General features: G+C 58.1%; 16 protein-coding genes. 8 read left to right on the top strand and 8 right to left on the bottom strand.

Annotated elements, in window-relative coordinates:
• Positions 1 to 10 precede the first annotated feature (10 nt).
• Complete coding sequence (locus LG300_RS08165; protein WP_404377896.1) at positions 11 to 790, top strand: enoyl-CoA hydratase/isomerase family protein; 780 nt, start codon at positions 11 to 13, stop codon at positions 788 to 790.
• Here LG300_RS08165 and LG300_RS08170 read toward each other — a convergent pair.
• From LG300_RS08170 to LG300_RS08200, 7 genes are all read right to left on the bottom strand, one after another.
• Entirely contained in the window at positions 772 to 1,731 is a 960-nt protein-coding gene (locus LG300_RS08170) for an NAD(P)H-dependent flavin oxidoreductase (RefSeq protein WP_404377897.1), read from the bottom strand. The two genes, LG300_RS08165 and LG300_RS08170, sit on opposite strands and share 19 nt — an antisense overlap.
• A 245-nt stretch (positions 1,732 to 1,976) precedes the next feature.
• Positions 1,977 to 2,903, bottom strand: coding sequence for an electron transfer flavoprotein subunit alpha/FixB family protein (locus LG300_RS08175; protein WP_404374710.1), 927 nt, complete (start codon positions 2,901 to 2,903; stop codon positions 1,977 to 1,979).
• A gap of 45 nt (positions 2,904 to 2,948) precedes the next feature.
• On the bottom strand, positions 2,949 to 3,698 hold the full coding sequence (locus tag LG300_RS08180) for an electron transfer flavoprotein subunit beta/FixA family protein (RefSeq protein ID WP_159342059.1): 750 nt from the start codon (positions 3,696 to 3,698) through the stop codon (positions 2,949 to 2,951).
• Between the two features lie 125 nt (positions 3,699 to 3,823).
• The gene (locus LG300_RS08185; protein ID WP_404377898.1) at positions 3,824 to 5,209 is read right to left on the bottom strand and encodes a hypothetical protein; all 1,386 of its coding nucleotides are present in this window, start codon (positions 5,207 to 5,209) and stop codon (positions 3,824 to 3,826) included.
• Positions 5,206 to 5,676, bottom strand: coding sequence for a PaaI family thioesterase (locus tag LG300_RS08190; protein WP_404377899.1), 471 nt, complete (start codon positions 5,674 to 5,676; stop codon positions 5,206 to 5,208). The genes LG300_RS08185 and LG300_RS08190 overlap by 4 nt, the downstream gene beginning before the upstream one ends.
• Complete coding sequence (locus LG300_RS08195) at positions 5,673 to 7,274, bottom strand: class I adenylate-forming enzyme family protein (RefSeq protein ID WP_404377900.1); 1,602 nt, start codon at positions 7,272 to 7,274, stop codon at positions 5,673 to 5,675. The genes LG300_RS08190 and LG300_RS08195 overlap by 4 nt, the downstream gene beginning before the upstream one ends.
• Positions 7,274 to 8,425 carry an acyl-CoA dehydrogenase family protein gene (locus LG300_RS08200; protein ID WP_404377901.1) on the bottom strand — a complete coding sequence of 384 codons (1,152 nt, stop codon included), beginning with the start codon at positions 8,423 to 8,425 and terminating at the stop codon, positions 7,274 to 7,276. The genes LG300_RS08195 and LG300_RS08200 overlap by 1 nt, the downstream gene beginning before the upstream one ends.
• A 191-nt stretch (positions 8,426 to 8,616) precedes the next feature.
• Here LG300_RS08200 and LG300_RS08205 point away from each other — a divergent pair, with 191 nt between their 5' ends.
• From LG300_RS08205 to LG300_RS08235, 7 genes are all read left to right on the top strand, one after another.
• The gene (locus tag LG300_RS08205; RefSeq protein WP_404377902.1) at positions 8,617 to 10,149 is read left to right on the top strand and encodes a 3-hydroxyacyl-CoA dehydrogenase; all 1,533 of its coding nucleotides are present in this window, start codon (positions 8,617 to 8,619) and stop codon (positions 10,147 to 10,149) included.
• A gap of 44 nt (positions 10,150 to 10,193) precedes the next feature.
• The gene (locus LG300_RS08210) at positions 10,194 to 11,402 is read left to right on the top strand and encodes a 3-oxoadipyl-CoA thiolase (RefSeq protein WP_404377903.1); all 1,209 of its coding nucleotides are present in this window, start codon (positions 10,194 to 10,196) and stop codon (positions 11,400 to 11,402) included.
• A gap of 136 nt (positions 11,403 to 11,538) precedes the next feature.
• Positions 11,539 to 12,360, top strand: coding sequence for an IclR family transcriptional regulator (locus LG300_RS08215; protein ID WP_404377905.1), 822 nt, complete (start codon positions 11,539 to 11,541; stop codon positions 12,358 to 12,360).
• An 82-nt stretch (positions 12,361 to 12,442) separates the two neighbouring features.
• Positions 12,443 to 13,555 (top strand): MlaE family ABC transporter permease, encoded by a 1,113-nt coding sequence (locus tag LG300_RS08220; RefSeq protein WP_404377906.1) that lies wholly within the window; start codon positions 12,443 to 12,445, stop codon positions 13,553 to 13,555.
• The gene (locus tag LG300_RS08225; RefSeq protein WP_404378011.1) at positions 13,555 to 14,376 is read left to right on the top strand and encodes an ABC transporter ATP-binding protein; all 822 of its coding nucleotides are present in this window, start codon (positions 13,555 to 13,557) and stop codon (positions 14,374 to 14,376) included. Before LG300_RS08220 ends, LG300_RS08225 begins: the two co-directional genes overlap by 1 nt.
• 5 nt (positions 14,377 to 14,381) lie before the next feature.
• Positions 14,382 to 15,323, top strand: coding sequence for an MlaD family protein (locus tag LG300_RS08230; RefSeq protein WP_404377907.1), 942 nt, complete (start codon positions 14,382 to 14,384; stop codon positions 15,321 to 15,323).
• Complete coding sequence (locus LG300_RS08235; protein WP_404377908.1) at positions 15,320 to 15,925, top strand: ABC-type transport auxiliary lipoprotein family protein; 606 nt, start codon at positions 15,320 to 15,322, stop codon at positions 15,923 to 15,925. Before LG300_RS08230 ends, LG300_RS08235 begins: the two co-directional genes overlap by 4 nt.
• 9 nt (positions 15,926 to 15,934) lie before the next feature.
• Here LG300_RS08235 and LG300_RS08240 read toward each other — a convergent pair whose 3' ends face one another.
• The gene (locus tag LG300_RS08240) at positions 15,935 to 17,806 is read right to left on the bottom strand and encodes a protein kinase (RefSeq protein WP_404377909.1); all 1,872 of its coding nucleotides are present in this window, start codon (positions 17,804 to 17,806) and stop codon (positions 15,935 to 15,937) included.
• Positions 17,807 to 17,848: the final 42 nt, after the last annotated feature.

The raw sequence follows: 17,848 nt of genomic DNA on the forward strand, positions 1-17,848 counted from the left end.
GGAGAAGCTCATGCGCAGTGAAGAAACGTCACTTGTACGCGTTGAGACTACCGAGGGCGGTATCGCCGAAGTGACCATTGCGCGCCCTGCGGTGCGCAATGCCCTCAACGAGCCCACGGCCCTGGCGCTCAATGAAGCATTAGCGACCGTGGCGACCGACCCGCAGGTACGTTGCGTGATCCTCAGCGGTGAAGGTAGCGCTTTTTGTGCCGGTGCTGATTTAGCGGAATTCGAAAAGGCCTCCACCCAGCCTGCCAGCGAGCGGCTGGCAACGCTTTTTTTGCCTGCGCTGCACAGCATGATGACGATGGAAAAGCCCGTGATCGCCGCGGTGAGCGGCGCTGCCGCGGGGATTGGTGTGTCCTATGTGCTGGCCAGCGATATGGTGGTGATGGGCCGCTCTGCTTATTTAAAACTGGCCTTTATCAATATTGGCTTGATTCCCGACGGCGGTGCTTGCTGGCATTTGGTACGCAAACTTGGCCACGCTCAAGCTTTTGAGATGGCAGCGCTGGCTCCCCCCATCGACGCCGAGCGTTGCATGGCGTTCGGCTTGGCCAACCGAGTTGTGGAAGATGATCAGCTGTTAGCGGAAGCACGAGCGCTTGCAAAGGCTCTGGTGGCCCAATCTCCCCAGGCACTAGGGGCGACGAAACGGGCCATGCGACAGGCCGCAAACCTGTCGCTTGACGACACTCTAACGCTTGAAGGTGCACTGCAGGATGAGTGTAAAGCCACCGAGGATTTTCACACCCGCGTGGCTGCTTTTCGTCAGCGCCGTCGTAACTGATCAAGTGCTTGCTGATAATCTGCACGCAGCGTGGCTACTTCATCCGCCACGCTGTTCAGTGTGGTAATGCCCCCCACTCCCTGCCCGGCCCCCCAAATATCCCGCCACGCTTTTGCCTTACTGCTGCCGCCTGATCCATAGCGCATGGCATTTTTGTCGCCCTCTGGCAGTGCCTCTGGGTCCAGGCCTGCCAGCTCGATACTTTGGCGCAGGTAGTTACCGTGTACGCCGGTAAACAGGTTGGTATAGACGATATCCCCCGCCGCGGCTTCCAGTACCATCTGCTTGTACGCGGGCTGAGCATTGGCTTCTTGGGTGGCAATAAAGCGCGTGCCCATATACACCATGTCCACGCCCAGCGCCTGGGCGGCGGCGATCTGCTCGCCTTTGGTAATCGCCCCTGCCAGCACCAGCGGGCCATCGTAAAACTGCCTGACCTCCGCCACAAAAGCGAAGGGGTTAAGCCGCCCCGCATGGCCGCCTGCCCCATGGCAGACCAAAATTAGCCCATCCACGCCTGCATCGATGGCTTTTTTAGCGTGCCTCAGCGTGGTCACGTCATGAAATACCAAGCCGCCATAGGCGTGTACCTGCTCGACCACCCGGTTAGGCGCATGCAGGCTGGTGATAATCAACGGCACCTTAAACTCAGCGCATAGCGCCACATCATGATCCATACGGTCATTGGTGGGGTGCACGATCTGGTTCACCGCAAACGGCGCGGCGGGCTGCTGCGGGTTCTGCGCGTTATAGTCGTCTAAGGTATCGGTAATCTGCTGCAGCCACTCCCGGAGCACTTCCGCAGGCCTGGCGTTCAGCGCCGGAAACGCGCCAATAACCCCCGCCTGACACTGGGCAACGACCAGCTCAGGGCCAGAAACGATAAACATGGGAGAGCCGATAACCGGCAGCGTCATGGAGGCAGTCAGTTGGGTTAGCATACGTGGCTCATTATCATTGTTTGTAAGCCCATCAGCGTGAAAACCCCAAATAGGGGTTTTAAAGCATGGCTAAAATAGTTGGCATGGCCGGAACAGCCCGTAGCGGGGATCTTTCGCCATGGCAGGTAACACGTTCCTGACGTTACCAGCATTCCCGCCATCCATGGCGGTCAGAAGCGAAAGTAGCGCCCATGGACGGGTTTACAGCGCCCCCGCCTAGGGCTATTCCGGACAGCCTCCTAAACTTACAGCTTACTTTCCAGCTCCGGCAGGATCTCAAACAGGTCCCCCACCAGGCCGTAGTCGGCCACTTGGAAGATCGGTGCTTCCTCGTCTTTGTTGATCGCGACAATCACCTTGGAGTCTTTCATGCCCGCCAGGTGTTGAATCGCGCCGCTGATACCCACGGCAATGTACAGCTCGGGCGCGACGATCTTACCGGTCTGACCCACCTGCATGTCGTTGGGCACAAAGCCGGCGTCTACCGCTGCACGGGAGGCACCAATGGCCGCCCCCAGCTTGTCGGCAATGCCGTCCAGCAGCTTGAAGTTATCGCCGTTGCCCATGCCGCGGCCGCCGGAGATGACCACCTTGGCGCCGCCGAGTTCTGGGCGGTCGCTCTGGGCCAGCTCTTCTTTGACAAAGCTGGATTGGCCGTTGTCGGCGGCGAAAGCTACCGCTTCCACGGCTGCGCTGCCGCCCTGACCCACCGCATCGAACGCGGTGGTGCGCACGGTGATCACTTTCAGCGCGTCGTCACTTTTCACCGTGGCGATGGCGTTACCGGCGTAGATCGGGCGCTTGAAGGTATCGGCGCTCTCTACCGCGATAATATCCGATAGCTGGCTGACGTCTTTCAGCGCGGCTAGGCGCGGCAGGACGTTTTTGCCGGTGGTGGAGGCGCTGGCCAGTACGTGGGAATAGTCGCCTGCCAGTTCCACCAGCAGCGCGCCCATGGGCTCGGCCAGCTGGTGGGCGTACACGGCGTTATCGGCGACGCGTACTTTGCGCACGCCGTCGAGTTTTGCAGCGGCGTCTGCCGCCGCCTGGACGCCTTCACCGGCGACCAGCACATCAATCTCGCCACCAATGGCGCGGGCCGCCGCGACGACGTGGGCGGTGGTGCTGGCCAGTTGGCCGTCGTGCAGGTCGGCAAGTACCAGAATGCTCATAGAATTCGCTCCTTTCAAAGCAGGACAATCAACGTCGTGCCGACTTTAGATCACTTTGGCTTCGTTTTTCAGTTTGTCGATCAGCTCGTCGACCGAGGCGACTTTGATGCCGCCTTTGCGCTCGGCGGGGGATTCCACTTTGAGCAGCGTGACCTTGGAAGCCACCTCAACGCCGTAGTCGGCGGGGGTTTTGACATCCAGCGGCTTTTTCTTGGCCTTCATGATGTCCGGCAGCTTGGCGTAGCGCGGCTCGTTCAGGCGCAGGTCGGTGGTGACAATCGCCGGGAGTGTCAGCGCGACAGTTTGCAGGCCGCCGTCGATTTCACGCGTCACATTAACCTTGTCGCCGTCTACCGCGACTTCCGAAGCGAACGTACCTTGCGGCAGATTGGTCAGCGCGGCGAGCATCTGGCCGGTTTGGTTGTTGTCGGTGTCGATGGCCTGTTTGCCGAGGATCACCAAACCGGGCTGCTCTTCGTCCACCACTTTGGCCAGCAGTTTGGCCACCGCCAGCGATTCGGCGCGCTCGTCGGTCTCAATGTGGATGGCGCGGTCGGCCCCCAGCGCCAGCGCGGTGCGCAGCTGCTCTTGGGCGGCTTTGGGGCCTACGGTCACGGCCACGACCTCGGTAGCCACACCCTTCTCTTTCAGGCGCACCGCCTCTTCCACGGCAATTTCGCAGAAGGGGTTCATGGCCATTTTGACGTTGGTAAGGTCCACATCGGAATGGTCCGCTTTGACACGGATTTTGACGTTATAGTCGATGACGCGTTTCACCGCGACGAGGATTTTCATAAGGCATGCTCCAGCGATTGAACCATCGGCTTTTTATTCCGCATAGCAAAATAATATTTCACTTTATAAAAATAACAATAAAAAAACGCCTGCCAAAGGTCAAGCGTTTCCTTGAACAGCCCACCTCAGAAAGGCGACCAACCAAACCATAACGCCAGCAGCGGTATCGCCGCGATCAGAAAGCGCCCGTTCCATCGGTAACCGATGCGGGTGGCGGGTACGCCAGTAAAGCGCGAGAGAATCAGCATGGAAGCGGTCATTGGTGATGACATCAGCGCCAGCGCCCAGCCTACCATTAACGATGCCCCAATCAGCTCAGGCGTTAACCCCTCGATGCCTAGCGTGGGGAGCAAGCCCACCAACAGTGTCACCGTAACAATCGGGTTGACGCCTATTTGCGCTAGGCCCACCACCATCAGCATGGCCAACACCGAATTTAAAGCGCCTAAAGGGCCAAGCACTGCCAAAAGCGGCGCGAGCTGCTGAGTATCCACCAAGCCCACGCATAAATGCCCCAAATAGCCTGCCGCCCCCAGCACCACGATCTCATTAGCGCTGGGAGACAGCAACCAAGGTAGCTGACGATGCACCGCCGTTATAGCTGCAGGTAGCCCGCCAAAGCCCAGCCTACGCCGCTGCCAAGCCAGCCATAAAAGCGCCCCGGTAGGCGCGCCCAGCAGCGCGGCAATGGGCAGTCGTAAATCCAACAGCCACGCAATGGAAAACACCAGCGCCACAATGCCGATTAGCAAAACGCTAAACTGCGCCAACGGGCGCAGCGACGGGGTGACATAGGTTTTATTGGCGGGTGGGTGCGGGCCGGTGAAATAGTCCACCGCCCAGCCCGCCATAAAAATCAGCGCGGCGGCCCCGAGAATATAGGGCGCCAGCTGTGGCCAGGTGACCTGGGGAAGGCTTGAGAGCACCACGGCCACCCCAATCCCCATGGGCGAAATTAGCGGTGCCAGCGAAAATCCACGCAGCAGCGCCAACATCATGCGGCGCTGGCGGGCCTCGCGCACCCAGGCGCGCCCTTGGGCGGCACTCAGGGTATTGCTCTTCTCGATCATCGCGGCGAACAGATTCAGCACGCCAATGTTAAGAATGATGCCAAACAGCGCCGAGCCCAGTGATAAGATCGGGTAACGACGACTGGGGGGCTGAAGCAGCATGCTTTGCCCGCAGCGGCGCACTAAACGGGAGCGATAGGCAGGTAAGCGCAACATACTCAGCGCCACTATAAAGGTGGCAAAAAACGCGAAACGTCCGCTCGCCTCAAACAGCAGCTGCCCAGGCGTGGGCGAGCGCCACAGCGCGAGCAGTGTGAGTACGCCAGCGGCACACAGCAGCCCCTTAGCCATGCGGGTGAGTTGGCCCTTCAGGGTCATCAAATAGAGCAGCAGCACGCCAACGCCTGCGGCTTGCCACGCCACGCTGCCACCCACCAAATGAATCAGTGTGGCAAGCGTAACCAGTAGTAAAAAGGAAACCCGCAGGCGGGCAGGGCTCACTCGCTAGGCTCCCTCAACTGCGGGTCGGGAACACCTTGTGACGATTCGCTGCCGCTGCGACGACGAAACGAGCCTTCGCCCATGGCAACAAGATTGCCCCGTTCATCGACGATCTCACCGCTAGTCATATAAGTTTTTTGCCCGCCACCACGCAACGTGCCCGTGGCACGCAGCACGCCTTGCCGAGCAGGCCCCACAAAGGTGGTGGTAAGTGACAGCGTCATCCCGCGACGAATATTCCCCGGCACTTCGCAGTGCAGGCCCGCTAGGCTCAGGGCGCTGTCCAGCATGGAAGCCAGTACGCCGCCATGCACGTTGCCGCTGCGGTTAAGGTGCTTGGGTTCAATGGTGAGTTCCACCACTGCGCGCCCCTCTTCCCAATCCACCACGTGCATGCCCAGCAATTCGTGATAGCCCATCAGCGCCTGGGGCGTGGTGGAAGCGATCGCGCTGCCTGTGTCGCTCATAAAGCGCTCTCCTGCTGGGCCAAGTCGCGTAGCCGCCCTTTCAAAATCTTACCGCTGGCGGTGGAAGGCAACGCATCCATCAGCACAATTTGGGTCGGACGCTTATAGGGCGCAAGCCGCTCGGCAATAAAGGCTTTGAGTTCTGCCATATCAACCTCAATGCCCGGCTCACACTGCACAAATGCCACGACCTCTTCATTGCCTGCCACTTGCCGCCCGACCACTGCGGTTAACGTCACCGCAGGATGCTCATTAATCACTGCTTCCACATCCGGCGGGTAGATGTTGAAGCCCGAGCGAATAATCAGCTCTTTGCTGCGGCCCACGATATAGAGCTGATCGTCGTGATCCAGCTTGGCGATATCACCGGTGTTGAGCCAACCATCTTCCGTTAGGGTGGCGCGGGTGGCGTCCGGCTGGCGGAAGTAGCCCTTCATGATATTAGGGCCACGCACCCACAATTCGCCGATCTCCTCGCCCGCGTTTTCAGTGGTTCCGCTACTGCCTAAAGGCTCCAACCGATACTCCAACAGCGGCAGCACGCGGCCCACGGTGCTGCTCTGGTGGCGGTCTTCAATGCGGGTTTGGCTGATGGTAGGGCTGGCTTCGGTCAAGCCGTAGCCATTGTGTAGTGTTAAGCCAAACGCAGCTTCCACGCGGTTTTTGGTATCGCTATCCAGGGGCGAACCACCTGCGGAGATATAGATCAGCGCAGGCGCTTCTAGCGCGCGCTGTTCGCGTTTCAGGTACTCCAGGGCGCGAGCGTACATCGCAGGCACGCCCTGCAGTACGGTAATACGCTCCTCTTTCAGCGTTGCCAGCAGTTGAGCGGCATCGAAACGCGGCACGGTGTACAGGCACGCGCCATTATACAGCGCCCCCATACACACCGAGGAGAGGCCAAACACATGGGACATCGGCAGCACGCCATACACCCGCTGCCCTTCACTCAGATGACGCATACCGCCGGAAATAGAGGCGATATACAGAATACCGCGATGGGTCAGCATGACGCCTTTCGGCGTACCGGTGGTGCCTGAAGTGTAGATCATCGCCGCGACCTGCTCGGCACCGCTAGCGTGAACAGGCTCTGGCTCGCTCTCAAATAGCGGTGAAATCGCCAGGCCGCCGAGCTGCGGATGCTGATAGCGATCAGCCGCGTGGCGCTCGGCGTGCTGGCTCGCCTCTTGGGAGGCTTCGCAGGTGTAAAACACTCGGCGCGGCAGGCAGTTGCCCTGAATTAAATCCACTTCCTGAGCGGAGAGGCGCGAATTGACAATCGCGACCCAAACATCCATTTCACTGGCGGCCAACAGCAGTACCACCAGGGCACGGCAGTTTTCACTGACCGTCATAATACGGTCGCCGGGCCGTACGCCTAAATTAGCTAACCACTCGCAGGCGGCATGAATCTCTTGCCCCAGCTCGGCGTAGCTCCAGCGAACGTTGCCATCCACAAGCGCGGGGTGATCCGCTAGGCGTTTCGCGTTTTCCAGCACGCGAGTGCTCAAGCGCTCGGGCAGCTCTGCCAAAAGCTCGCTTGCCAGACGGCCAAAGATCTTCTCATCTGGCGCTTGGTAAGGGACCGACAGAGCCATTAGGACGCCTCCCGCACCATATTCCGGGCAATCACCAGCTGCTGAATTTGCGTCGTCCCTTCGTAGATGCGGAACAAACGCACATCGCGGTAGAAACGCTCAACCGCGTATTCCGACATATAGCCCGCACCGCCGTGCACCTGCACGGCGCGATCCGCGACGCGACCCACCATCTCGGCACAGAACAGCTTGCAGCAGGAGGCGAGCGTGGAGACATTTTCACCGTCATCCTTGCGGCGTGCGGCGTCCATGACCATGGTTTTGCCTGCGTAGGCTTCGGTTTTGCTATCCGCCAGCATGGCCTGCACCAGCTGATGCTCCGCCAGCGGCGCACCGAACTGCTTACGCTCCATGGTGTAGCGCAGCGACTCTTCTACTAAGCGCTCGGCCACGCCCACACACACGGCGGAAATATGCAGCCGCCCACGGTCGAGCACTTTCATGGCGGTTTTAAAGCCTTGCCCCTCTTTACCGCCAATGATGTTTTCAGCCGGTACACGGCAGTTATCAAAAATGATATCGCAGGTATGCGCACCCTTCTGGCCCATCTTGTTATCCGCCGGGCCGCGAATCAGACCAGGCGTATTGCCTTCAACAATAAAGGCGGAGATACCGCCAGCGCCTTTGTTGTCTGGGTCGGTACGCGCCATCACGGTGAACAGATCCGCTTCCGGACCGTTGGTGATATAGCGCTTGGTGCCGTTTAACACGTAGTGGTCGTCATCGCGCACGGCGGTGGTGCGCAGGCTGGCGGCATCGGAGCCAGAGTCCGGCTCGGTTAAGCAGAAAGAGCTGAGAATTTCCCCGGTGGCCAAGCGCGGCACGTATTTGGCTTTCTGCTCTTCAGTGCCGTCAATCAGAATGCCTTGGGCACCGATACCATTATTCGTACCAAATACCGAGCGGAACGCGGGAGACGTTTTGCCGATTTCCATGGCTACCAGGGCTTCTTCTTCCATGGTGAGCCCTAAGCCGCCGTACTCTTCAGGAATGGATAGCCCGAACAGCCCCATCTCCTTCATTTCCGCCAGGATCTCGGCAGGCACTGCATCCTCTTCGGCAAGCCGTGCCTCATTGGGAATCAAACGCTCCCGTACAAAGCGGGCAATGGTATCAACCAACTGATTCAGCAGTTCGGGATCACGGATCATAACGGCTCCTGGTGGCAATGGTTTTTTATGGTTGGCGTTCGCGCAGGCAGTCAGAGCTGCCAATATTCTGCATGGCGAAACTATTGTTCACTCTCTTGTCAGGCACTTTTGCATAGCCTAGGATGGCAGTCAATAAACGAAATGCTATTTTGCAATGCAGAACAAAACCTTTTGCAGCGAGGATGTGACCTATGCCCAACGAAGCAGCCAACCATGCGTTTAACACCCTTGGCATTGTCGGCACCGGGGCGATGGGCCGCGGTATTGCTCAACTAGCCGCGCAAGCAGGCCTAAATGTCATGCTGTTTGACGTTAAAGAGGGTGCGGTCACAGAGGCCATCACCTTTATTAATGGCTTATGGCAACGCAGTGCCGAAAAGCAGCGGATTACCCAAGAGCAGGCACAGCAGTACAGTGAGCGACTGATTCAATCCAGCGAACTCGCCGCTCTTGCCCCCTGCGATATTGTCGTCGAAGCGATTGTCGAGAAGCTGGAAGCAAAGAAGGGACTATTCAGCGATTTAGAGAGCATTGTCAGCCAAGATGCCGTACTCGCAACCAACACCTCCTCGCTCTCGGTCACCGCCATTGCCGCCGCCTGCCAGCACCCCGAGCGCGTGATTGGGTTCCACTTCTTCAACCCCGTTCCGCTGATGAAGATTGTCGAAGTCATCCCAGGGCTGCGAACTGACGACGCCATCACCCAGCGTGTCAATGCGCTGGGCACCGCCATGGGTCACTTTACCGCCCAGGCCACCGACACCCCTGGCTTTCTGGTGAATCATGCCGGGCGCGCCTTTGGCACTGAAGCACTACGACTTCTGAGTGAGAGTGTTGCCGACCCCGCCACTATTGACCGCATTATGGTCGACCAAGGCGGCTTCCGAATGGGGCCGTTCACGCTGTTGGATTTAACCGGCCTGGACGTTTCCCATGCCGTCATGGAGTCGGTATACCACCAATATTATGAAGAGCCGCGCTTTCGCCCTTCCCCGCTGACCCGCCAGCGGCTTTCGGCGGGCCTGCTGGGTCGCAAAACCGGTGAAGGATTTTATCGCTACGTGGATGGTCAGCAGCAAATGCCGGATGAACCCGCCATTGCTTCATCCTCCCCTTGCCCGGTGTGGATCAGCCAGGACGACCCTGACAGCGCCGCCCAGCTAGCCGAGTTGGTTAACGCGGCGGGCTGGCCGCTTGAGGGTGGTCAATACCCTTCTGCAGAGGCGCTTTGCCTGCTGACGCCGTTGGGTGAAGACACGACTTCTTGCGCCCTGCGCCAAGGTTTGAACGCCGAGCAGTGCGTCGCAGTGGATATGCTAGCGGGGCTAAATAAACGCCGCAGCCTGATGGCCTCTCCTATTACCCGGCCTGACCTGATCAATGCTGCCGCCAGCCTGCTCAATGCCGATGGCACGCCGGTTAGCACGCTTCATGACAGCAACGGATTTGTACTGCAGCGAGTAGTGGCGTGCATCGTGAATGTCGGGGCCGATATCGCTCAGCAAGGGGTCGCAGAACCCGCCACCATCGACCGCGCGGTGGAGCTAGGCCTCGGCTACCCCTTTGGCCCGCTACGCATGGGCGACCACTACGGCGCTTCGCGCATCATAACCATATTAAACAATCTGCTGGACGCCACCGGCGACCCCCGCTACCGCCCTAGCCCGTGGCTGCGCCGCCGCGCCGCGCTCACTATGCCACTCACTGACGGGCCAACGGGCTAATACCTCAGTCTCAAATACGGCTTACACAAACAAGGAGAATAACCATGCAAGACGCCTACATTTACGACGGGCTGCGTACCCCTTTTGGCCGCCATGGCGGCAGCCTAGCGGCTATTCGCCCAGATGAACTGCTGGGCCTAACGTTAAAAGCACTGGTAGCGCGTAATCCGTTTGCCCCAGAGGGCTATGAAGAGGTGCTGGCGGGCTGTACCAACCAGGCAGGTGAAGATTCACGTAACGTCGCCCGTCATGGTGCGTTACTGGCGGGCCTGCCTATTGAAGTGGCAGGCCAAACCGTCAACCGCCTGTGCGGCAGTGGCTTAGCCGCTATCATGGATGCGGCCCGCGCCGCCCGCCTGGGTGAAGGCGAGCTATTTCTGGCCGGCGGGGTGGAGTCCATGTCTCGTGCACCTTACGTGCTGGGCAAAGCCGACTCCCCTTACGCTCGCAATCAGCCGATGTTTGATACGGTGATTGGTTCTCGCTTCCCCAACCCGTGGATTGCTAAGGAGTACGGCAGCCACAGCATGCCGGAAACCGCTGACAACATTGCCCACGACCTGAACATCAGCCGAGAAGCGAGCGACGCCTTTGCTGCCCGCTCCCAGGCACGCTATGCCAAAGCGTTGGCGAACGGCTTTTATGACGGCGAGATGTTTGGGGTCGAGGTACCCCAAGGGCGCAAACAGCCGCCGCTGTTAGTCGATAAAGACGAGCATCCTCGCCCAGGAAGCACAGAAGATAAACTGGCCAAATTGGGCGCCCTGTTTGAAGGCGGTGTGGTCACTGCAGGCAACGCCTCGGGTTTGAACGACGGCGCCGCGGCGATGATCGTGGGCACTCGCGCCGCTGGTGAGCGTGCAGGGCTTGCCCCCCGCGCTCGGATTGTAGCTAGTGCCGTGGCCGGTGTTGCCCCCCGGGTGATGGGCTTGGGACCAGTGCCCGCCTCACAAAAAGCGCTAACCCGAGCGGGCCTATCGCTTGAGCAAATGGATGTCATCGAGATCAACGAGGCCTTTGCGGTGCAGGTGCTGGGCTGCGTTCAGCAGTTGGGACTTTCAGCCGACGATCCACGCCTAAATGCTAACGGTGGCGCGATTGCTATTGGCCACCCCTTGGGTGCCTCTGGGGCGCGCCTTGCGCTCACCGCGCTGCGCCAACTAGAAGCCACTGGCGGACGCTATGCGTTGGTGACCATGTGCATCGGCGTTGGCCAAGGCATTGCAACCATCATCGAGCGTCTGGATAGTTAAACGCTCTCAGTTTTTGCGGCGCTGCCAAGCAGCGCCGCTGGCCAAGCGTTGACGAAGCCCTGCTATAGCACTTTGCAATGCCCCTGCGCAGATATGCGATACTTGCCACTCAATCATTGATTAACCGAGACGCTTGATGGAACCAACCGACGCTGCCGCTGAAGAGCCGCAATCCCCCGAAAAAGATCGCAACTTCGTCACCGCTCTCGCACGTGGCTTGGAACTGCTCCGCGCCTTTGGTACGGGCGAAGAGTATCTTGGCAACGCCGAGCTATCTAATCGCACCAACATCCCACGCCCCACGGTGTCTCGGTTAACCTACACGCTGACCCAACTTGGCTACTTGCAACACAATCGCCACTTGGAGAAATACCGCCTAGGCCCGGGGGTATTAGCGCTGGGTTACCGCTTTCTAGCCAATATGGGCATTCGCGAAATTGCCCGCCCCCATTTACAGCACTTTGCCGACGCTACCGACTGCAATGTCAGCCTGGGCGGCGCTGACCGTAGCGATATGGTGTACCTGGAAACCTGCCACGGGCATGGCCCGCTGATTATTCGTTTAGATGTCGGTTCTCGGCTTCCTATTGCCACCTCCGCAATTGGACGGGCTTGGCTGTGCGGACTGACCGACGAGCGTCGCCAGCAGGTAATGCGCGAACTGGCGGAATTTCATGGCAATGAGTGGCCGCGCCTGGAGGTAGGAATTGAGCAGAGCCTGCGCGACTATGCCGAGTACGGCTTCTGCCTATCAGAGCAGGATTGGCAGCGGGATATCAGTGCCGTGGCGATGCCGTTAATCCTCGAAGATGGCGCCGAAGTGATGGCTATTAACTGCGGTGGCTCTAGCCTACGCTTAGATCATGATCGTCTCGTTAATAATCTTGGCCCACGCCTAAAAGAGGTCGCGGCGAAGATTAAGCAGGAGCTGTCCCCGAAATATCGTGCATCTCGTTAAGTTGCCATGCTGCGCTTTTACTAACCCCCGTTTGACTGCATCATAGATCTTCACTGTCATATGCAGGCAATGGGGAGCAGGGATGCCAAACGAGTGGATCACTCAGGAGGGCGAGCACGTCTCGTTACATGGCGAATGGACACTACGCCACTATGCTGAACTAAGACGCGCTCTACACCAACATGGCAAGCTAGGCTCGGCGCCGGTGTCGCTGCCCGGCTTTGAAGGATTGGATACCGCTGGCGCTACGCTGGTCGTTGAGTTCATTGGTGTTGAGAAAGCCAAACAGATTGGCGATTGGTCAAGCCACCTCCCCCACACCCAGCAAGCGCTGCTGATGCGTATTGCGGAAGCAATGGAGGCGCCGCAGGAGAGTACGCCACCGCGGCCCAGCCGAGCCACCGAAGCCCTAGCGGCGCTTGGCCAGCAAATGATCGCACTGTGGTTGCAGCAGCGCCAGCTATTGGCCTTTATCGGCCTAGTGCTCGCCACTTTTGCTTCACTGCTTCTTCGCCCCCACCACTGGCGTCTCACCGCGACCGTCGCACATATTCATCAAAGCGGCCTGAACGCGGTGCCTATCGTTGCTCTATTAACCTTTATGGTGGGTGCCGTGGTGGCGTTTTTAGGGGCCACCGTACTGCAGGATTTTGGGGCAACGATTTACACCATTGATCTGGTGGCGTTTTCATTTCTGCGCGAATTTGGTGTGCTCTTGGCCGCTATTCTATTGGCAGGCCGCACCGCCAGCGCCTTTACCGCCCAGCTCGGCGCAATGAAGTCCAACGAAGAGATTGACGCCCTGAAAACTCTGGGGCTAGACCCTATCGAGCTGCTGGTACTTCCCCGGGTAATGGCGATGCTGATTAGCCTTCCTCTACTGGCCTTTGTGGGCATGCTGAGCGGTCTATTTGGCGGAGCAGTCGTGGCTACTCTATCGCTGGATATTTCTGTTAGCCAGTTTATGACCACACTACAAAAAGAAGTGTCAGTCACTCACTTCCTTGTTGGCTTGAGTAAAGCGCCGGTGTTTGCCTTTGTGATTGCCGTGATTGGATGCCTGGAAGGGTTTAAAGTCAGCGGCAGCGCCCAATCGGTAGGCGCACACACCACGTCAAGCGTGGTGCAGTCCATCTTTATGGTGATCCTGATAGATGCCTTAGCGGCGCTCTTTTTTATGGAGATGGGCTGGTGATAGACACAAGCGCAGAGACGACACAAAGGGATGCCAGCCACGAGGCGGTCATTCGTGTACAGGGGCTGGTGAATCGCTTTGGCGATAACGTGGTGCACGAGAGGCTGGACTTGACCCTTAACCGAGGAGAAATTCTTGGCGTGGTCGGCGGCTCTGGCACGGGAAAGTCAGTGCTACTACGCAGTATTGTAGGCTTAAAGCAGCCCAACGGCGGTATCGTGGAGGTACTCGGCCAGCGGCTAAATGAGCTAAGTGGCTCTCAACGCAGCCAAGTCGAGCGGCGCTTTGGGGTACTGTTTCAACGCGGAGCACTATTTAGCTCGCTTAACCTGCAAGAAAACGTTGCGCTGCCGCTCATCGAGCACGCGAAGCTGCCTCGTGAGGAGGCTGAGTATCTGGCGCGCATCAAACTCTCGCTGGTGGGCCTATCCCCTCACGCCGCACGGCAATTTCCAGAATCGCTCTCCGGCGGCATGGTGAAACGCGCCGCGCTTGCCAGGGCACTTGCCCTGGACCCGGATATTTTGTTTTTAGACGAGCCTACCGCTGGGCTAGACCCCATCGGCGCCGCCGCGTTTGACCAGCTGCTGGTCACGCTACGCAATGCACTTGGCTTTAGCGTTTTTTTGGTCACCCATGACCTCGATACCCTGTACGCGACCTGCGACCGCGTCGCCGTGCTGTCGCAAAAGCGTGTACTGGTGGTCGATACCCTTGAGAATGTCGCCACAACCGACGATGAGTGGGTACAGGATTACTTTAATGGCCCGCGTGGGCGCGCCGCCCAGCGCGCTGCAGGCATAACACCCTCCCAGGAGTGACGCATATGGAAACCCGCGCACACCATGTACTCATCGGCTTGTTTACCGTGTTAACGGCCACCGCCGCCCTGCTGTTTGCGCTCTGGATGAGCTATGCCGCTGGCCAACGCGACTATCAGCCTTACCATATTCTTTTTGAACGCAGCGTGAGCGGCCTCTCGGTGGGCAGCAAAGTGCAGTACAACGGCATTGAGGTGGGGGATGTCACCGAGCTTTCGCTGAATCCCGACGACCCACGGCAGGTGATTACCCGCATTCGTGTGTATGAAGATACACCCATCAAAGTGGATACACGCGCCAAACTGGCGTTTGCCAGCATTACCGGAAGCATGTCAGTGCAACTATACGGCGGCACACCGGAAAGCCCACGCCTGCTGGCGCAAAACAGCGACGAGGCTCCCTTTATCCGTGCCGACCCGTCGCCTATTGCTACGCTGTTTGACGAGGGTGAAGAGATGGTTCAGAACCTTAACGCCATTCTGCAAAACGTGAACGAGCTTTTTGACAACGACAATCGCAAGCAGGCTGCTACTATTCTGACCAATATTGCCCAAATCACGGAAATGATTGCTTCCCAACAGTCGGCCTTGGATGAAAATATGGCGTTATTTAGCAATGTATCGCGCCAAGCCACGACGACACTTGAAAGCATTGAAGCGCTTAGCCAGGAGGCAAACCGCCTATTGAGCCAAGAGGGTCAGCAGGTAATGCTGAGCGCAGAGCACGCCAGCCGCGATGTCGCCAGCGCTGCCCAACGTATAGAACAGTTGGTGAATGATAATGCGGACGCCGTAGAAGGCGCTCTACAAAGCACCCGCGACATAGCCCCAGCCCTTGCCGCATTGCGATCGACGCTCGCTACCCTGGATCGTATTACTCGAGAACTTGAAGAGAACCCAACGGACTTTTTGCTGGGCCGCGACCAGGTAGAGGAGTTCCGCCCATGAAAACGCACTCTTTATGTATCGGCTTTCTGCTAAGCGCTCTCTTAGCGCTGCCAGGCTGCTCTATTTTACCGGAGAACACGCCAGCGACACTGTATCGCTTGCCTGCCGCAACGGTGCAGAGCACCCGCAGCACCACCACGCTGCCAGTTCGGCTGGGTATCGCCACGCCGGAAGCAGGCCACCTGTTAAGCAGCAACCGTATTGTGGTATTTCCCGAAGGCAATGTGGTGAACGTCTATGAAGGCGCTCGCTGGCATGAAGATGCGCCAGATATGCTACAAACCCAGCTTATTGCCGGGCTGCAACAGCGCAAGCTGTTCGCCAATGTAAGCAGTGACCGCCTCCCCCACGATTTACGGCTTTTGAGCGCACTGCGCCATTTTCAGAGCGAGTACGACAACACCACGCCGCCAAGCGTTAACCTACAGCTAGACGTTCAATTAGTCGGTGCCGACCAACAACCAGTGGCATCCACCAGCTTTGCTATTAGGGAGCGTGCTACTAGCAAGGAAATACCGGACGTGGTGAACGCTTTTGGTAGCGCCACCGACCGCTTAACCGAGCAGTTGGCAAGCTGGTTAGCTACCCATGCGCGCGATTGAGCGTGGCCCCTAACGCTGCGGTGAAGGTAGGGAGCACTTTCTAAGGTACTCTTTTGGGTCTTTGGGGTAAAAGTGCTCCGGCTGCCGCTCCAGGTGGGTGAAAAAGCGCGTGTCTTTGTAGGGCATCTTCATAAACCCCGACACGCCCAGCCCTTCAATTTGGCTGACAGCGTCCAGCATGCGGCTCAGCAAGCTACGAAACTCCTGCTCGCGCTGGGGGTCAAGCAGCCGGTAGTAGCTATGGATTTTAAGATGTTTAGGTAGCGCTTCAAAGATGATCATACCAGTATGGTGGATCTCATTGAGCCGCTGGAGCGTTTGCATAATGGTATCCGGCAGCACCAATAGCTCTTCTGGGTCTGGGCCATCTTCAAAGTAGCTGTGCTGCCGGGTGCGGTCCTCCATTTCCGGCACGGCACTCACCTCGTAATTAATTGCCATATTGGGCTGGCAGTGAAACGCCTCCTCTGGGCTGGCGCGCTCTAAATGCAGGGTTTGGCGGGCATTGAACAGACAGCTTTTAAACACCCCCTGGCGATGAATCGCCCGGGCCAAGTGCACCATGTTGTTCACCGCTTCAATAAACGCAGGTTTCAGGGCTGGGTCATGTAGGTTCAGCGACGAATCGATATACACCCCTTCCCGCTCCCAGCGCACCGCTAAACCGCCTACTACAGGGTATTTGCCCAATCGGCTCACCGATGCCAGGAAGGCTTTTTCGGTTTCTCCCATGCCCTGCATAAACTGTTTGTAGTAGCGATCTAGCTGGACATCGTTCACGTCATTAAGCGTCTCTTCGGCATTCGCTTCCCGTAAAAACGCCTTTCTTGAACTGTAAACAACGGTATCAATCTCTTGGTTGGCCGAGCGATGCTGGCCTTTTCCCCATACGGGCACCAGTGGCATTTGGGGTGTGCTTGGCAGGTCAATCATCACTAGCTTTGCCATACGTGGCATTTCACGGATGAAGTGGTCCCCCGCCTTGCGGCGGATATGCGGGTCGGGGTCCAACATGCCATCCAGGGTGCGGGCGAACTCGATGGGTAAACCCAGGGAACTTGCCGGAATCGCTCGATGACCAAAACGGCAGGATTGAGCTGAGGCTAGCGCATAGAGCGTGCCTGCTGCGCCTTGCTCATCGAACCGTGGCGATGAGAGTGCTCCGTTAAGCTGCTCTTCACCGATGAAGTAGACATCGCCCAGTCGGGCGTTGGTTTGCTGAAGGTTGTCAGACATCAGCTCCATCACGTTAGCCCCAACGAACTGCAGCGTTTCATCCAACTGTGCAAACACCGACGAGCCCCAGTCAATCAGCGCGATGGATTCACTGGCCGCGTTAAACACCAAGTTAGAGGGTTTGATATCTCCATGAACTACCGGACGTGCGTTAGGGCCGTTTTCACGGCGCAGCGCCAGCAGAATATCTGCCAGTTGCGCGGCAATACGCACAATCAAACGAGGCGAGAGCCGCCCTTGTTTAAGCGAGACCTGCTCCAGGTTCCAGCCTGCCGCACGCTCCATGACCAGAATCGACTGGCCGCGGGCGCGCTGGTAGGTGATAAGTTTAGGAATACGAGGGTGTGACACCTGGTCAAGCATAAACGCCTCCTCTTCGAGGCGCTCTTGTAAGTGGGTAGGCAGCGTGATTCTTGAAAACTTGAACACATAGTGCGCCATGCCCCCCTGCTGCCAGGCACTACCCGCAAACACAAAGCCGTAAGCTCCCTTACCTACCAGCTCAATATCCGAATAGCCAAGCTGGGCAAGCTGAGACTGGCACAGCGCCACCCAGTCTTTAAGCTTGCGGGCATCGTGATGACTCAGCAGGTAGACCGACTGCTCTTCAGGTATGTAAAACTGCTGCAGCGGTGCCTGGCTCATAGCAGGTTAACCTACATTTGATTGATCACGGGGTGCTCGATC

Origin of the sequence: Vreelandella aquamarina, assembly GCF_044805175.1 — a bacterium.
Lineage (GTDB): Bacteria > Pseudomonadota > Gammaproteobacteria > Pseudomonadales > Halomonadaceae > Vreelandella > Vreelandella aquamarina_B.

Excerpts from the sequence above, each read along its gene's own strand:
- LG300_RS08165 (WP_404377896.1), top strand. The coding sequence starts at position 11 with ATGCGCAGTGAAGAAACGTCACTTGTACGCGTTGAGACTACCGAGGGC.
- LG300_RS08170 (WP_404377897.1), bottom strand. The coding sequence starts at position 1,731 with ATGCTAACCCAACTGACTGCCTCCATGACGCTGCCGGTTATCGGCTCT.
- LG300_RS08175 (WP_404374710.1), bottom strand. The coding sequence starts at position 2,903 with ATGAGCATTCTGGTACTTGCCGACCTGCACGACGGCCAACTGGCCAGC.
- LG300_RS08180 (WP_159342059.1), bottom strand. The coding sequence starts at position 3,698 with ATGAAAATCCTCGTCGCGGTGAAACGCGTCATCGACTATAACGTCAAA.
- LG300_RS08190 (WP_404377899.1), bottom strand. The coding sequence starts at position 5,676 with ATGAGCGACACAGGCAGCGCGATCGCTTCCACCACGCCCCAGGCGCTG.
- LG300_RS08195 (WP_404377900.1), bottom strand. The coding sequence starts at position 7,274 with ATGGCTCTGTCGGTCCCTTACCAAGCGCCAGATGAGAAGATCTTTGGC.
- LG300_RS08200 (WP_404377901.1), bottom strand. The coding sequence starts at position 8,425 with ATGATCCGTGATCCCGAACTGCTGAATCAGTTGGTTGATACCATTGCC.
- LG300_RS08205 (WP_404377902.1), top strand. The coding sequence starts at position 8,617 with ATGCCCAACGAAGCAGCCAACCATGCGTTTAACACCCTTGGCATTGTC.
- LG300_RS08210 (WP_404377903.1), top strand. The coding sequence starts at position 10,194 with ATGCAAGACGCCTACATTTACGACGGGCTGCGTACCCCTTTTGGCCGC.
- LG300_RS08215 (WP_404377905.1), top strand. The coding sequence starts at position 11,539 with ATGGAACCAACCGACGCTGCCGCTGAAGAGCCGCAATCCCCCGAAAAA.
- LG300_RS08220 (WP_404377906.1), top strand. The coding sequence starts at position 12,443 with ATGCCAAACGAGTGGATCACTCAGGAGGGCGAGCACGTCTCGTTACAT.
- LG300_RS08230 (WP_404377907.1), top strand. The coding sequence starts at position 14,382 with ATGGAAACCCGCGCACACCATGTACTCATCGGCTTGTTTACCGTGTTA.
- LG300_RS08235 (WP_404377908.1), top strand. The coding sequence starts at position 15,320 with ATGAAAACGCACTCTTTATGTATCGGCTTTCTGCTAAGCGCTCTCTTA.
- LG300_RS08240 (WP_404377909.1), bottom strand. The coding sequence starts at position 17,806 with ATGAGCCAGGCACCGCTGCAGCAGTTTTACATACCTGAAGAGCAGTCG.